The sequence below is a fragment of the Pseudomonas sp. DW-iso17 genome, assembly GCF_058725345.1.
The window spans coordinates 170350-186317 of sequence record NZ_JBZXEA010000048.1 but is presented as its reverse complement, the minus strand read 5'-3'; the positions used below and the strand labels follow the sequence as shown (position 1 = coordinate 186317).

Here is a 15968-nt window from a genome sequence, read left to right as displayed (position 1 = left end):
TACCTCCATCCTGTCGCGCACAATCCACGAGGTGATTGATGCGCGCCAACTCGTCTGAACCACAAGACACCGTTACAGCAGAACAACCGATCACTCCCACCCGTTTGCGGTGGCTGGACCTGTTGAGCAAATACCGCCAGCCCATCGGCCTGGCCGTGACGCTTCTGCTGTTTGCAATCGCCCTGATCGCCTGCCGGCACCTGCTGCTGGAGCTGGACCTCTACGCCCTGCACGATTCGATCCTGGAAGTGCCCAAGCCGGCCCTATTGGGGGCCTTTGCGGCGGCGGTCGCCGGTTTTGTAGTCCTGCTCGGCTATGAGTTCTCCGGCGCGCGTTATGCCGGCGTGCAATTGCCCGCCAAGACCCTGGCCCTGGGTGGTTTCACCGCCTTTGCTATCGGCAACGCCATTGGCTTGTCGATGCTCTCGGGGGGTTCGGTGCGTTACCGTTTATATGCACGCCATGGCATCGGCGCCTCGGAAGTGGCGCACATGACCGTATTCGCCAGCCTGGCCCTGGGCTGTGCCCTGCCACCGCTGGCCGCGCTGGCCACGTTGAGCAACTTGCCGGCCGCCTCCACTTACCTGCATTTATCGCAAAGCCTGCTCGGCGGCATTGCCGGCGCCGTGCTGCTGTTGTCGGCCCTGCTGTGCATCGGCATCTATCGCCGCCGCCTGCCGGAACAGCCCTACCCCGACAACCTGCTGGTCAAGGCCGGGCGCCGTACCCTGCGCCTGCCTGGCCGACGCCTGACTTTCCTGCAACTGATCATCACCGCACTGGACGTCGCCGCAGCCGCCACCGTGCTGTATCTGCTGTTGCCGGAAGCTCCGCCCTTCGGCCCGTTCCTGTTGGTGTACCTGCTGGCCCTGGCCGCCGGTGTGCTCAGCCATGTTCCGGGCGGGGTGGGGGTATTCGAAGCGATCCTGCTGGCGGCCTTTGCCGACAAACTTGGTGCCGCGCCCCTGGCTGCTGCCTTGCTGCTGTACCGCATGATCTACGTGGTGCTGCCGCTGCTGATCGCCTGTGTATTCCTGCTGGTCAACGAGGCCCAGCGCCTGTTCCAGACCCAGCAAAGTCTGCGGGTAGCGTCGGGGCTGGCAGCGCCAGTATTGGCCGTCCTGGTTTTTTTGTCCGGCGTGGTCCTGCTGTTTTCCGGCGCCACGCCAGAGATCGACTCACGCCTGGAAAACATCGGCTTCCTGATTCCCCATCGTCTGATTGACGCGTCGCACTTCGGTGCCAGCCTGATCGGTGTGTTGTGCCTGTTGCTCGCCCAGGGCCTGCGCCGGCGGTTGTCGGCCGCCTGGATGCTGACCATGGTGTTGCTGCTGGTTGGCGCCCTGCTTTCGCTGCTTAAAGGCTTCGACTGGGAAGAAGCCAGCCTGATGACCATGACCGCAGTGCTGCTGGCCATCTTCCGGCGCTCGTTCTACCGCGCCAGTCGCCTGACCGAGTTGCCGTTTTCGCCGCTGTACCTGGTGGCCAGTGTCTGTGTGCTCGGCGCTTCGATCTGGCTGTTGCTGTTTGCCTACCAGGACGTGCCCTACAGCCACCAACTCTGGTGGCAGTTCACCCTCGACGCCAACGCCCCACGTGGTTTGCGTTCGCTGCTCGGCGCCGCCGTGTTGCTGGTGATCGTGTCGCTGACCTGGCTGCTGCGCACGGCACGCCCGGTCATCCACCTGCCGACCCCGGAAGAGCTGGAGCGCGCCAGCAAGATTCTGATGGCCTCGTCCCAACCCGACGGCGGCCTGGCGCTCACCGGCGACAAGGCGCTGCTGTTTCACCCTAACGATGAAGCCTTCCTGATGTATGCCCGTCGCGGGCGTAGCCTGGTGGCCTTGTACGACCCGATCGGCCCGACCCAACCGCGCGCCGAGATGATCTGGCAGTTCCGCGACCTGTGCGACATCCACCACGCCCGTCCGGTGTTCTATCAGGTACGCGCCGAGAACCTGCCGTATTACATGGACATCGGCCTCACCGCGATCAAACTGGGTGAAGAAGCCCGCGTCGACCTGAAACGCTTTGACCTGGAAGCCAAGGGCAAAGAAATGAAGGATTTGCGCTACACCTGGAACCGTGGCACCCGGGACGGCCTGTCCCTGGAAATCTGCGAACCGGGCAAGGCGCCGATGGATGAATTAAAAGTCATCTCCGACGCCTGGCTTACAGGTAAGAATGTGCGGGAAAAAGGCTTCTCCCTGGGCCGTTTCAGCGATGACTACCTCAAGCACTTTCGTATCGCGATCATTCGCTTCGAAGGGCGCCCGGTGGCCTTCGCCAACCTGCTCGAAACCTACAACCATGACCTGGCCAGCCTCGACCTGATGCGTGCCCACCCGGACGCGCCCAAGTTGACCATGGAGTTCATGATGGTGGGCCTGATTCAACACTATAAGAGCCACGACTACGCGCGCTTCAGCCTCGGCATGGTGCCGTTGTCGGGCTTGCAACCGCGCCGTGGCGCACCGCTGACCCAGCGCCTGGGCTCGATGGTGTTCCGCCGTGGCGAGCAACTGTATAACTTTCAAGGTTTGCGCCGCTTCAAAGACAAGTTCCAGCCCGACTGGGAACCCCGTTACATGGCCGTGCCCGCAGGACTGGATCCGCTGGTGGCATTGGCCGATACCGCCGCCCTGATCGCGGGCGGCTTGACTGGATTGGTGAAACGCTGATGATTCGACGCTCCTGGCGGTATGTATTGGCTTTAGTGGTGCTGCTTGCGCTGATCGCGGCGGGTGGCTTCTGGTACTGGAACCGCCCCGCCCCGCAACCGACCCTGGAGCACTTGCCCCAGACCGACGGTTCGGTAATGACCCGCGTAACCCCGGCCAGCAACGCAAAAGCCCGCGTGGCCGTGGCGGTGATGGCCGACGAAACCCTGACCGACAGCCAACTGATTGCCCTGAGCCAGGGCGGTGCTGCGCAACTGGTTCAGGTGGTGCTGCCCAAGGATGACTGCGCACTGCAGGAAAAAGCCCTGCAAGGCGCCCTGGCCCAGCTCAAAGGCCCGGCAACCCTGGTCAGCGGCATCGGCCCTGGCGCCGCACTCGCCTGGCGCTGGCTGGCCACCCAGAACGACGACAAGGCCAACGCCATCTCCGTGGGCTTCGCCCTGAAACAGGAAGGCTGCAACGACCCGCTGCCGAAAACCGCCGCCCATGGCAGCTGGCTGGTGGCGTGGAACGATAACCCCGACGATGAAAGCGCCAGTTTCGTACGTGACACACCGCGCGCTACTACCAGCATCAGCGACTACGACATTCATTACCCACAGGTGCTGAATAACGAACTGCGCAAGCAACTGGTCGGTTCGGACAACGGCGGCCTGGCGATTCCGGTGGTGGAAGTGCCTGCTGGCCAAGCCAAGGACACCGTGACCCTATTCCTCTCCGGTGACGGCGGCTGGCGCGACCTGGACCGCGACGTGGCGGGCGAGATGGCGAAGATCGGCTACCCGGTGGTGGGCATCGACACCCTGCGCTACTACTGGCAGCACAAGACGCCGGAGCAAAGCGCCAAGGACCTCACCGAGCTGATGCAACACTACCGGCAAAAGTGGGGCACCAAGCGCTTCGTGCTGACCGGTTACTCGTTCGGCGCCGACGTATTGCCGGCCATCTACAACCGTATGCCAGAGAACGAACAGCAACGGGTAGACGCGATCATCCTGCTGGCCTTCGCCCGTACCGGCAGCTTTGAAATCGAAGTGGAAGGCTGGCTGGGCAACGCCGGCAAAGAAGCCGCCACCGGCCCGGAAATGGCCAAGCTGCCGCCTGAGAAAGTCGTGTGCATCTACGGCGCCGAAGAAGTCGACGAGAGTGGCTGCACCGACAAGACCGCCGTGGGCGAAGCCATGAAACTGCCGGGCGGGCATCACTTCGATGAGAACTACCCGGCGCTGGCCAAGCGCTTGGTGGATATTATCGTCAAGCATCAGGCCAAAGCCGAATAACTCCAGCTTAACCTAAGACCCAATGTGGGAGCGGGCTTGCCCGCGATAGCGCTGGCTCAGTCACAGTAGCGTTGACTGACACTCCGTCATCGCGGGCAAGCCCGCTCCCACAGTGGTACGTGGTGTTGATGAAAACTAGCGCGGTTCGATGTGCGCAATCATCAGTTGCACCGTCTCATTGCCACGAAATTCATTCACATCCAGCTTGTAGGCCAATTCCACCCAACGCACCGTCGGGTTTGGCCACACTTCGCGGTCCACACCAAAGGCGATGCCATCGAGCTTCACCGACCCGCACTCGCTCTTGAGCACCACTTTCAAATGCCGCTCGCCCACCACCCGCTGCTCCACCAATTGGAATACCCCGTGAAACAACGGCTCGGGAAAGTGCTGCCCCCACGGGCCGGCATGGCGCAGGGCGCGGGCCAGTTCCAGGTGAAATTCTTCCACCGCCAGGGTGCCGTCTGAAAGCAGGCGGCCGGTGAGGTCTTCTTCGCGCAATTGCCGACGCACTTCGGCATCGAAGGCTTGCGCAAACAACGGGAAGTTGGCCTCGGGCAAGGTCAGCCCCGCCGCCATGGCGTGGCCGCCGTACTTGGTGATCAGGTTGGGGTGCTGGCTGGCGACGACCGCCAGCGCATCGCGGATATGAAAGCCTTGCACCGAGCGTCCAGAGCCCTTGAGCAGGCCATCACCGGCATCGGCGAAGGCGATGGTCGGGCGGAAATAACGCTCCTTCATGCGTGACGCGAGGATCCCGATCACCCCTTGGTGCCACTCCGGGTCAAACAGGCACAGACCGTACGGCATCGACTCCACCGGCAGGTCCTTGAGCTGGGCCAGGGCCTCGCGTTGCATGCCTTGCTCGATGGATTTACGGTCCTGGTTCATGCCGTCCAGTTGCGCGGCCATTTCCCGTGCGGCGGCGAAGTCCGTGGTAAGCAAGCATTCAATGCCCAGGCTCATGTCATCCAGGCGTCCGGCCGCGTTCAGACGCGGGCCGAGGATGAAACCCAGGTCGGTGGAGGTGATACGCGCATGATCACGCTTGGCCACTTCCAGGATCGCCTTGATCCCCGGCCGCGCCCGACCGGCCCGAATACGCTCCAGCCCCTGATGCACGAGGATGCGGTTGTTGGCGTCCAGCGGCACCACGTCAGCGACGCTGCCCAGGGCCACCAGATCAAGCAGTTCACCGATGTTCGGCTGGGGCTTGTTGTCATACCAACCCAGGCTGCGCAACCGTGCACGCAGGGCCATCAATACATAGAAGATCACGCCGACGCCGGCCAGGGCCTTGCTGGGAAATGTGCAGCCCGGCTGGTTAGGATTGACGATGGCGTCAGCGGCCGGCAGTTCATCGCCGGGCAAGTGGTGGTCGGTCACCAGCACCTGCAACCCCGCCGCTTTCGCCGCCGCCACGCCTTCGACGCTGGAGATACCGTTGTCCACGGTGATCAGCAACTGCGGCTCGCGCTCCAGCGCCACCGCGACGATTTCCGGGGTCAGGCCGTAGCCGTATTCGAAGCGGTTGGGCACCAGGTAATCGACATGGGCCGCGCCAAGCAAACGCAGGCCCAGGGTGCCCACGGTACTCGCCGTGGCGCCATCGGCGTCGAAGTCACCGACGATCAGGATGCGCTGGCGTTGCTCCAGGGCCGTCACCAGCAAGTCCACCGCCGCATCGATGCCCTTGAGCTGCTGATAGGGAATCAACCGCGCCAGGCTCTTGTCCAGCTCGGCCTCCGACTGCACCCCGCGTGCGGCGTAAAGGCGGGTCAACAGCGGCGGCAGTTCACCGAGAAAAGGCAGGACGGCGGGCAATGGGCGGGGATCGATACGCATGGGGTGACGGGAGCTTCTCTTCTAATACATCGGTTAAACACAGAGAGTGAACGCAGCAGAGATCAAGTGTGGGAGCTGGCTTGCCTGCGATGCATACGACTCGGTACATCAGACACACCGAGTGGATGCCCTCGCAGGCAAGCCAGCTCCCACCTTTTCAACCGCGCTCGCCGACCAGCCATTGCAGTTGCACTTCATGCTGGCCACGGTCATCGGTCACAAAGATCGTGCCTTCGCTGATCATCACGTCCCACTTGATCACCCGCGGCATGTCCTTGGCCAGGGTCTCCAAGACTTCCTGGGGCACGGCAGCGATGTGCACGTTTTTCAGGTTGTTGGCCACCGGCACCACCTTGCCTTCCCACACGCGCAGGCTGCCATAGGCCAGCAGGCTGGTGCGTTCGGTGCGGCGCGAACACCAGGTCAGGCGGTCGGCATCTGGCTGGCCGACTTCGATCCAGTGCAAAACCCGATCATCCAGGCTTTTTTCCCACAGGGCCGGTTCGTCTACATCCGACAGGCCACGCCCGAACGCCAACTGCTCGTTGTACCAGAGGGCGTAGGCCAGCAGGCGCACGGTCATGCGCTCTTCGGTTTCCGAAGGGTGGCGGGCGATGGTCTGTTTGACGCTCTCGTACACCGAGCGGTCGAGGTCGGTGAGGTTGAGTTCGAATTTGTAGGTCGTGGACGGCTGGGCCATGAACGGGCTTCTAAAGACAAGGAAAGGCGGCCAGTCTAACCGATGGCGAGGGCATTGAACGAATACTGCGCTGCATCCGGGCGGCTCGCCTATGTTAAAAAGCAGGACATCATCGTCCCGCGCTCGTAAGGATCCCCATGTCGCTCACTGCCAAACCACTTGCCGGCCTGAAAGTCATTGAACTGGGCACTTTGATCGCCGGCCCGTTTGCCTCACGCATTTGCGCTGAATTCGGCGCCGAGGTGATCAAGGTCGAATCCCCGGACGGCGGCGACCCGCTGCGCAAATGGCGCAAGCTGTATGAAGGCACTTCGCTGTGGTGGTTCGTACAGGCGCGCAACAAGCAGTCGCTGACCCTCAACCTCAAGCACCCTGAAGGCCTGGCGATCCTCAAGCAACTGTTGGCCGACGCCGACATCCTGATTGAAAACTTCCGCCCAGGCGTGCTGGAAAAACTCGGCCTGAGCTGGGAAACCCTGCACGCCCTCAACCCCAAGCTGGTGATGGTACGCCTCTCGGGCTTCGGCCAGACGGGACCGATGAAGGACCAGCCGGGGTTTGGCGCGGTGGGCGAGTCCATGGGCGGCTTGCGCTATATCACCGGCTTCGAGGACCGCCCGCCGGTGCGCACCGGGATTTCCATCGGCGACTCGATTGCCGCGTTGTGGGCAGTGATCGGCGCGCTGATGGCGCTGCGTCACCGCGAAGTCAACGGCGGCTTGGGCCAGGTGGTGGATGTGGCGCTGTATGAAGCCATCTTCGCCATGATGGAAAGCATGATCCCCGAGTTCGATGTGTTCGGGTTTATCCGTGAGCGCACCGGCAACATCATGCCCGGTATCACCCCGTCCTCGATCCACACCACCGCAGACGGCAAGCATGTGCAGATCGGCGCCAATGGCGATGCAATCTTCAAGCGCTTCATGCGGGTGATCGGCCGTGACGACTTGGCGGACGACCCTGCACTGGCCAGCAATGACGGGCGTGACGCTCGCCGCGATGAGCTGTACGGCGTGATTGATCGCTGGGTCAATTCGCTGTCTCTCGACCAGGTGATTGAGCATCTGAACAAAGCCGAGGTGCCCGCCAGCCGCATCTACAGCGCCGAAGACATGCTGGGCGACCCGCAATTCCTGGCCCGGGAAATGTTCCTCAAGGCGCAGTTGCCGGGCGGCAAGGACTTCAAGATGCCCGGCATCGTGCCCAAGCTCTCGGACACACCGGGCAGCTGCGAATGGGTCGGCCCGCAACTGGGTGAACACAACAGCCTGGTGCTCAATGCCTTGGGCTACGACGCGGCGGCTATCACTCGCCTGCGCGAGGATGGCGCGATCTGACAAATCCCAGGCAAAAAGAAACCCCGAGCAGTGGGGAGACAACTCGGGGTTAAACGTGGTCTACAAAAAGACCCGCACAGCAAGCGACAAACACCGGAGCACAATGCCTGCTCTTGCTGTTACAAACTCTGACTGACCACCTTGTAGGAAGGTTCCGAAGAAAGTTAATGTTTCATGCCAGTGCGCCGCCACGGGTTTGGGAGGCGTTGCGCAAGGCAGCGATGACTGAAGGTTCCAGGCGCCCTTCGGCGATTTTCAGGTCGCGGAGCAGGCAATCCACCACATCCACCAGCGCGCGCTTGTCGCTCAATTGCGCACGATCGACTTCACGTTCAACCACGATGGCGCCACCGGGGTTCTTCACGGTTACCAGGCAGTCGTCGCGCATACCGGCAGAGGTCAGCGTAACCTGATAAGGGCTCAGTGCTTGGCTGAGCAATAGGTTGATACTTTCCATCTCGATCACCACTCAATCATTCGAAAAAGGTTCGAAAAACAAAAATGTCACGAAGAGGCTGACATTCAAGTGACCCGTGCTCAAAGCAGAAAGTTCTACCTTTTGTGTAATCCACTGCTTGAGGAAAACGAGCATGCACGGAAAAGATGACAGAGAAAAAACAACGGCGCACAGGCTAGAATCCCTGGATTGTCCCGGGAGCCTGCCTTGAGAGCTGCGTCTGAACCGCCCTTGCGTATCGTGATTGCCGACGATCACCCGATTTTCCTGATTGGCCTGCGCGCCGTGCTCGAGCGTGACACGCACATCAGCATCGTCGGCGAGGCCAATTCCCCCCAGGCCCTCAGTGCGTTGTTGCAACACTGTGCCTGCGATGTGGTGGTGACCGACTTCATGATGCCCGTCGAGCCCCAAGCCGACGGGTTGCGCTTGATCGAGCAACTGCGCCGGCACTATCCGCACCTGCCCATTGTGGTGGTGACCATGCTCAACAATGCCGGGTTGTTTCATTCCATCCTGGCGTTGGGCGTGATGGGCTTGCTGAGCAAGGCCAGCCTGGCCGATGAGCTGCCCCAGGCGATCCGCCAGGTTCGCCAGCAACGTACCTATGTGGCCCAGACCATCCGCCAGGCGCTGAGCCTGGCCGGGGAAGTCGGCGCTGATCGCCTGCACTCCCAGGAGCACCTGTCACCCCGGGAACTGGAGGTGATTCGCCTGTTGGCCAGTGGCATGACGGTGGGCGAGATCGCCGCGCACCTGCACCGCAGCAAGCAGACCGTCAGCGCGCAAAAAGTCAGCGCCATGCGCAAGCTGGGGCTGGTCAACGATGCCGCCCTGTTTATTTACGTGCAGGAACACGGGCTGGCCTAGCCTGGAACGCCATCCATTGCTTGAGCGTCTCGGCCTCCATCGGCCGGGCGATAAAGCAACCTTGCAGCCACGCCGCGCCCAGTTCGCCCACGGCGTGATAATCGGCGGCGGTTTCCACGCCGGTGACCACCACGGCGACATCCAGGCGCGCCGCCATGCTCATGGCGCCCGCCACCACAGCGGCCTTGCGATCATCATTGGCCATCCCACAGGCAAACGCCGGGGGAATTTTCAGCTCGGTAAAAGGCAGTTCCAGCAAATGCTGCAGGCTGGTGCCGCCCATGCCGAAGTCGCCGATGGACAACTGGCAACCCAACATGCGCAAGCGCAGCAACCCAGTGACATGGGCGCTGTCGGTTTTCAGCGTCGAGGTTTCCACCAACTCCAGGGTCAGGCTATGGGCGGGCACACCATGAAGTTGCAGCAAACCTTGCAGCACCTGGGGGAAGTGCTCGCGCTCCAGCATACGCCCGGGAATGTTCACAGCTACCGGCAGCACTCGGCCGCTTTCGCCCATCACCTGGTTCGCCAGGCCAAGCGCCTGCTCCAGCACATGCCAGGTAAACGCCTCTTCCATGCCGGCAAACTCCAGCACTGGCAGGAACTCGTCAGGCAGCAATAGCTCACCGTCCTGCAACTGCCAACGCGCCAGCGCCTCCACCCCTTGCAACACACCGGCCTGACTGACGATGGGCTGGTACCAGACCCTGCCACAGGCTGCGATAGTCGCCTGGCTGACATCCGCCGAGGGCGGCAGTTGTTCCTGCTCGCTCAAGCTCAGCAGTTGACGGACGCGCTCCCAGGACAGCACCGCTGGCCCTGGACGCAAGTGCTCCTGACAATCGCTCAATACTTGCCCGATCAGCTTGGCCGAGGCCGGCTTGGGCAAGCACGCCAAGACCTTGAGCCCCAATTGGCGAGCCATGTTCGCCACGCCTTCCAGCACGTCGGGCTCGGCGTTGCTGAGCAAGATCAACACCTGGGCCAGGCGGCGTTCGGCCAACTCACGGATCAACGCCAGGCCATCGCCCTGCTCCAGGTACAGGTCGCAGATGGCGATATCCACCGGGCCTTTGCTGTCCAGGGACTGGCGGGCAATTTCGACCGTTTCCGCGGCCCGCACATTGAACACACCGTTGGCATTGAGCATCTGGTGCAGGGCCATCAGTTGAAACGGGTTGTCTTCGAGGATCAGGACGTTCAGGGATCGCATGGGTAAGGGTGTCGGTACAGAGAAAGACCTGCACAGTAGCCATACGCTGCGCCGTGTCCCATAGGACGTGTCCTAAAAGCTTCTTTAAATGTGGGAGGGGCAAGCCTTGTCGGTCAAGCGCAGACCTCCTGTGGGAGCTGGCTTGCCTGCGAAGGCGGTGTGTCAGTCGCTACATCTGTTACTGCACTACCGCTATCGCCGGCAAGCCAGCTCCCACATTTGATCGTCGTTGCCTTGAGCATTGCGTTCGCTTGGCTGATCGGCATACGGGCTGGGTTACGCATCCAGATGAGGTTGCAGGTCGCGACGAAACGCCTTGAGCACCTCGGACAAGCGCAACCAGGGTTCTTCAAGCTCGGCGCCGCGCTGTTCACGGGCGCATTGCTCAAGGGCGACACAGGCCTTGGCCAGTGGCAGTGCGTCCACCAGCGAGCAAATGCCCTTGAGCCGGTGCAGCGATGCATTCAAGCGTGCCACGTCGCGCTCGGCCAGGGCACCCGCCAACACCTCGTGTTCGTGGTCCAGGCTCTTGGCCAGTTCCTGCAACATGCTTTGCAGCACCGGGCCATCGGCCTGGGTCATGGTGCGCAGGGCCTGGATATCGAACGAACGCTGGGGTGCCAGGCGTGCCAGCACTTGGGTCCAGTGTTCCAAGGTCACCGGCTTGACCAGCAGTTCATCCATACCGGCGTCCTCGCAGCGGCGTTGTTCATCTTTCATGGCGTTCGCGGTGCAACCCACCAGCGCGCTACGAGGCCGTTGCTCCTCGGCTTCGAGGCGCCGTATCGTCGCACTCAAGGCATAACCGGACATGCCGGGCATCTGGCAATCGGTGACCAACACGTCAAAACGCTGCTCACGCCAGCGTTGCAACGCGGCCTCGGCCGACTCCAGGGCGACCACTTGATGACCGAGGAACTGCAACTGCTGCGCCAGCACCAGGCGGTTGGCCGCCAAATCATCCACCACCAGTATCGACAGGCTGCGCCCCGTCGGTGACAACGTCGCGGTGGGCGTTGCCGGCACATCATCGGTGCTGACCCGGTCCAGGCGCAGGTCAATGCACACCACCGTCCCCTCGCCCACCACGCTGTCGAGGTGAATGCTGCCGCCCATCAATTCCACCAGTTGCTTGCAGATACTCAGGCCCAGCCCGGTGCCACCGTGTTGCGCAGCGGTCAGGGCGCTCACTTGGGTAAACGGCTTGAACACCCGCGGCTGTTGCTCGGCGCTGATGCCTGGGCCGCTGTCCTTGACGCACAGGTGCAGGTATTCGGTATCGGTCTCATCCCGTTGGCAGGTCACGCTGAGGTGAACCCCGCCCCGCTCGGTAAATTTGAGCGCATTGCCCAACAGGTTGTGCATCACCTGGCGTAACCGCAGCGGGTCGAACCAGTAATAACCCTGAGCAGCCGGATCAAACGCCAGGGTCAGGTGCAGGCCCTTCTTTTGCGCTGTGGCTTCGAACAGGCTCTGAATGCCCTCGAAAAAACGCTTCAACTCGGTGGTCTGTGGCGCCAGTTGCAGGTGGCCGGCCTCGATCTTGGCCAAGTCCAGGCTGTCGCCCATCAGCGCAATCAGCTCGCGCGCCGAACGATGGGCCACCTGCAGCGCCTCGGAAACCGGCTGGCCGCTTGCCAGGCAACGCTCTTGCTCCAGTTCGAGCAAGCCAATGATGGCAGTCATGGGAGTGCGAATCTCGTGGCTCAAGGCCGAGAGAAATGCACTTTTGGCGTAGTTCGCTTCGTCGGCGGCCTGGCGTGCGTCCATCAACTGGCGCTCCAGGTCTTTGCGTTCGTTGATATCGATCCAACCGCCCAACAACCCCTGCAGGCGGCCCTGGGCGTCAAAAAAAGGCACGGTCCACTGGTAGACGTGATAACTGCCGCCGTTGAGTTCCAATTGCCGGTCGACAAACAACGGCTGCTGCGTGGCCAATTGCTCCATGTGGCCTTCGTGCAGCCGCGCCGCTGTGGCGTCGGGCACGACCTTGCTCTCCATCAGCGTCAGGCCCTGGATCAGCTCCAGCCGGGTCGCCAATTGCTGTTCATAACTTTTATTGCAGGTCACCAGGCGCCCGTCCAGGTCGCGGACGAACAGCGGGTTGGGCATGCCGTCGAGCAGTGCGCGCTTGAACGCCAACTGGTCGTTGAGCCGTTGCTCGGCCTCCAGCCGTTGGCGAATCTGGCGCTTGAGCCGGCTGTTCCACACCAGCGACACCAACACAAACAGCAGCGCCGTGGCCACCGTCCAATAGGCCCATGGCGGTACGCGTTGCCAGGCCGGCAGCGGAATCGCCACGGCACCGATCCAACGCAGGCGCAACGCACTCAGCTCAGCCACCGGCAACGCCTCCAGGGCCTTGTTCAGAATGCTCAGCAGCTCAGGTTGGTCCTTGCGCACCGACAGGCAGTTGGACGACCACTTGCCATCGACACTGCGTCCGATACGCAGACCATCTTCCGGGTAACTCTGCACTTCCACTTCAGTTTGAATGGTAGCGGCCGCCTCGCCCCGTCGTACCAGCTCACGGGCCTGGTTGTAATTGTCTACCAGGCGCAAGGTGATGTTCGGATGCGCATGGCGAATATCATTTTCCAATACATGACGTGCCGGCAGCGCCAGCACCTTGCCGTCCAACTGCTTCAAGCCCGTCAGGGGCGAGGCATCGGCACGTTCGATAAACACCCAGCCGGACCCGCCAAAACCATGACTGAAGTTGAGCAACGCACTGCGCTCCTGATTCACAGCCAGGGTCGTGTTCATCTGTGCCCGGCCGGTTTCCAGCCATTCCAGGGTTTGCGCAGTAGAACCCACCTCTTCATAGACGAACTGCAAACCGGTCATGCGCGAGATGCGATTCAACAGGTCGACATTCAGGCCAACCCACTGGCCGTCCTTGTCCCTGAAAATGTAAGGCGACATCTGCTGGGCCACCACCACGACATGGGGATGCTCACGCACCCAGGCCTGTTCCGACGCCGACAACGCAACGCGCTCACCACTGATACCGACGCCGAGCCCGGTGGTCCAGCGCGCAAGAATTTCGCGCTGCACCGACTCGTCGAGGCTTGCCAGCGCGCGATTCATCATGGCCCCCAACAACGGATCTGCCTGGCGGGTGGCGAAGGCAAAACCGATGGGCGCCAGCCGGCTCTGCTCCTTGATCTGCAACCCCAGGTAAGGCCGCAGCGATTTATAGGCGCGCACAATCACTTCGTTGCCGATAAACGCATCGACGTCACCTTGCTTCAAGGCTTCGAGGCCGCTGTAGAGGTTGGGGGCGAGCATGATGTGGCTGTCGGGATACGCCGCGTGCACCTTCTGCACGTTGGCGTAGCCGTCGAGCAACACCAGCTTCTTGCCGGCCAGATCGTCGCCTTGGGTATCGTCGCGACGCAGCACCACCACCGAGCGGTCGGGCATGTAGTCCGGGGTGAATTGCAGGCCAGGTACGTCACGCTCGTAACCATTGGCACTGGTGAGAATGTCGATGGTGCCGTTGCGCAGCGCTTCGACCGCCTGGGCGCGCTCGGAGAAGCCCAGCACTTGCATGGGCACACCCAGCCGCGCGCCAACCAGGCTCAAATAATCGGCGCTGATGCCCTGGTAGCGATTGCGGTCGCGGGTGATATCGATCGGCTGGTAGTCATCTATCGAGATACCCACTTTGAGTGTCCGATGCGCCGCCAACCACTGCTGCTCCGTTGGCGCCAGCGGCATAGGTTCAAGCGGGATAAACGCCGGGACCAGTTTGAACGGCAGGCTGACGGCGGCCAGGCTCATGGGCACCTGGATGAGCCACAACAGGCACACCAGCTTCAACGTCCATTGGATCAACACCTGCACCGGTTGGGTTTCCTTGATTGGGCGACTGGGCAAGTATGGCTCGCCAGAATGAAAAAGCCCGTCACGAGGACGGGCTTGGCCGACTGCAAAAAGCTGAATGCATACCTGTAGCAGCCTGATATCCGCCTCAGGGTCAGCGGGTGAGTTAGCTGAATGTGGGAGCCGGGCTTGCCCGCGATGCAGACGCCTGGGTATTCAGTCGTACCGAGGCGCCTGCATCGCAGGCAAGCCAGCTCCCACACAAACCCGCTACCCCATTCTTGATTAGAGCGGTTTGCCCCGATTGCCATGCTGGCTGACAAACGCCTGCACTGTCTTCAGGTCATTGGCCAATACGGTGCAGCGCTCTTCGCGCTCGAACAGGTCGGTCAAATGCTCCGGCAACTCCAGGGCCTTGCCAATGCCGGCTTTCTCGACCGCTTCCGGGAACTTGACCGGGTGCGCGGTACCGAGGATCACCATTGGAATATCCAGGCTGCGGCGGCATTCGCGGGCGGCTTTCACGCCGATAGCCGTGTGCGGGTCGAGCACTTCGCCGGTTTCGGCATAGACCTGCGCGATGGTTTCGCAGGTCTGCGCATCGTCCACGGCCAGGGAATCGAACAGCTTGCGGGTTTCGGTCCAGCGCTCTTGCTCGACGCTGAAACCGCCACCTTGCTTGAAGCTGTTCATCAACTCGGCCAGGGCTGCGCCGTTGCGACCGTGCATGTCGAACAGCAAGCGTTCGAAGTTCGACGAGACCATGATGTCCATGGACGGCGACAGCGTGGCGTGCAGGGTTTCCTTCACATACTGGTTGCCGCTCATGAAGCGATGCAGGATGTCGTTGCGGTTGGTGGCGACGATCAACTGGTTGATCGGCAGGCCCATGTTGCGTGCCAGGTAACCGGCGAAGATGTCGCCGAAGTTGCCGGTCGGCACCGAGAACGACACCGAACGCGCCGGGCCGCCCAACTGCAGCGATGCATGGAAGTAGTAGACGATCTGGGCCATGATCCGCGCCCAGTTGATCGAGTTCACCGCCACCAGACGCGTGCCCTTGAGGAAGCTCTGGTCAGCGAAGCTGTTCTTGACCATTTCCTGGCAGTCGTCGAAGTTGCCTTCGATGGCGATGTTGTGAATGTTCTCACCGAAGATGGTGGTCATCTGCCGACGTTGCACCTCCGACACGCGCTTGTGCGGGTGCAGGATGAAGATATCGACGTTTTCGCAGTGCTTGCACCCTTCGATGGCCGCCGAGCCGGTGTCGCCGGAGGTGGCGCCGATGATCACCACGCGCTCGCCGCGCTTTTCCAGCACGTAGTCGAGCAGGCGACCGAGCAGTTGCAGGGCGAAGTCCTTGAACGCCAGGGTCGGGCCGTGGAACAGCTCCAGTACCCACTCGTTGCCGTTCAACTGGCGCAGAGGTGCGATGGCGCTATGGGCAAACACGCCGTACGTCTCTTCCAGGATCTTTTTAAAATCCGCATCCGGAATGCTGCCGGTGACGAACGGGCGCATCACTCGGAAAGCCAGCTCGTGATACGGCAGGCCGGCCCAGGAGGCGATTTCTTCCTGGGTGAAGCGTGGCAGGTTTTCCGGCACATACAGGCCGCCGTCGGTGGCAAGGCCTGCCAGCAGAACGTCTTCGAAATTCAGGGCCGGTGCCTGGCCGCGGGTGCTGATGTAACGCATGACTGGCTCCTCTAAAACATTCTCGAACAGGGGCCGCCGAATGGACGGGGCCCCTGGAACAA

At 61.9% G+C, this 15968-nt stretch carries 10 protein-coding genes; 4 read left to right on the top strand and 6 right to left on the bottom strand.

Features of this window, described 5'->3' with window-relative positions:
• Positions 1–38: 38 nt before the first annotated feature.
• Entirely contained in the window at positions 39–2681 is a 2643-nt protein-coding gene (mprF, locus tag AC4PS6_RS28495) for a bifunctional lysylphosphatidylglycerol flippase/synthetase MprF (protein ID WP_336827175.1), read from the top strand.
• A complete protein-coding gene (locus AC4PS6_RS28490) occupies positions 2681–3961 on the top strand; it encodes a virulence factor family protein (RefSeq protein ID WP_336827174.1) in 1281 nt (426 codons plus the stop codon). The genes mprF and AC4PS6_RS28490 overlap by 1 nt, the downstream gene beginning before the upstream one ends.
• A 135-nt stretch (positions 3962–4096) precedes the next feature.
• Here AC4PS6_RS28490 and recJ read toward each other — a convergent pair whose 3' ends face one another.
• Together recJ and AC4PS6_RS28480 are read right to left on the bottom strand one after the other, a co-directional pair.
• The gene (gene recJ, locus AC4PS6_RS28485) at positions 4097–5806 is read right to left on the bottom strand and encodes a single-stranded-DNA-specific exonuclease RecJ (RefSeq protein WP_014719777.1); all 1710 of its coding nucleotides are present in this window, start codon (positions 5804–5806) and stop codon (positions 4097–4099) included.
• Between the two features lie 157 nt (positions 5807–5963).
• Positions 5964–6506 (bottom strand): YaeQ family protein, encoded by a 543-nt coding sequence (locus AC4PS6_RS28480; RefSeq protein ID WP_003193952.1) that lies wholly within the window; start codon positions 6504–6506, stop codon positions 5964–5966.
• 137 nt (positions 6507–6643) lie between these two features.
• Between AC4PS6_RS28480 and AC4PS6_RS28475 the strand changes: the two genes are divergently transcribed.
• Positions 6644–7843 carry a CaiB/BaiF CoA transferase family protein gene (locus AC4PS6_RS28475; RefSeq protein WP_019817243.1) on the top strand — a complete coding sequence of 400 codons (1200 nt, stop codon included), beginning with the start codon at positions 6644–6646 and terminating at the stop codon, positions 7841–7843.
• Between the two features lie 172 nt (positions 7844–8015).
• Here AC4PS6_RS28475 and AC4PS6_RS28470 read toward each other — a convergent pair whose 3' ends face one another.
• Entirely contained in the window at positions 8016–8300 is a 285-nt protein-coding gene (locus AC4PS6_RS28470) for a DUF3509 domain-containing protein (RefSeq protein ID WP_020301357.1), read from the bottom strand.
• A gap of 207 nt (positions 8301–8507) precedes the next feature.
• Between AC4PS6_RS28470 and AC4PS6_RS28465 the strand changes: the two genes are divergently transcribed.
• Positions 8508–9170 (top strand): response regulator, encoded by a 663-nt coding sequence (locus AC4PS6_RS28465; protein ID WP_003193955.1) that lies wholly within the window; start codon positions 8508–8510, stop codon positions 9168–9170.
• Here the strand turns inward: AC4PS6_RS28465 and AC4PS6_RS28460 are convergent.
• The 3 genes from AC4PS6_RS28460 to thrC form a co-directional block, all read right to left on the bottom strand.
• Positions 9139–10383, bottom strand: coding sequence for an EAL domain-containing response regulator (locus AC4PS6_RS28460; protein ID WP_122300949.1), 1245 nt, complete (start codon positions 10381–10383; stop codon positions 9139–9141). The genes AC4PS6_RS28465 and AC4PS6_RS28460 overlap by 32 nt on opposite strands.
• Positions 10384–10659: 276 nt before the next feature.
• Positions 10660–14232 carry a transporter substrate-binding domain-containing protein gene (locus AC4PS6_RS28455; protein ID WP_336827176.1) on the bottom strand — a complete coding sequence of 1191 codons (3573 nt, stop codon included), beginning with the start codon at positions 14230–14232 and terminating at the stop codon, positions 10660–10662.
• 264 nt (positions 14233–14496) lie between these two features.
• A complete protein-coding gene (thrC, locus tag AC4PS6_RS28450; RefSeq protein ID WP_014719782.1) occupies positions 14497–15906 on the bottom strand; it encodes a threonine synthase in 1410 nt (469 codons plus the stop codon).
• Positions 15907–15968: the final 62 nt, after the last annotated feature.

Coding starts and splice junctions, on each gene's coding strand:
- AC4PS6_RS28490 (WP_336827174.1), top strand. CDS start 2,681: ATGATTCGACGCTCCTGGCGGTATGTATTGGCTTTAGTGGTGCTGCTT.
- AC4PS6_RS28475 (WP_019817243.1), top strand. CDS start 6,644: ATGTCGCTCACTGCCAAACCACTTGCCGGCCTGAAAGTCATTGAACTG.
- mprF (WP_336827175.1), top strand. CDS start 39: ATGCGCGCCAACTCGTCTGAACCACAAGACACCGTTACAGCAGAACAA.
- AC4PS6_RS28460 (WP_122300949.1), bottom strand. CDS start 10,383: ATGCGATCCCTGAACGTCCTGATCCTCGAAGACAACCCGTTTCAACTG.
- thrC (WP_014719782.1), bottom strand. CDS start 15,906: ATGCGTTACATCAGCACCCGCGGCCAGGCACCGGCCCTGAATTTCGAA.
- recJ (WP_014719777.1), bottom strand. CDS start 5,806: ATGCGTATCGATCCCCGCCCATTGCCCGCCGTCCTGCCTTTTCTCGGT.
- AC4PS6_RS28480 (WP_003193952.1), bottom strand. CDS start 6,506: ATGGCCCAGCCGTCCACGACCTACAAATTCGAACTCAACCTCACCGAC.
- AC4PS6_RS28470 (WP_020301357.1), bottom strand. CDS start 8,300: ATGGAAAGTATCAACCTATTGCTCAGCCAAGCACTGAGCCCTTATCAG.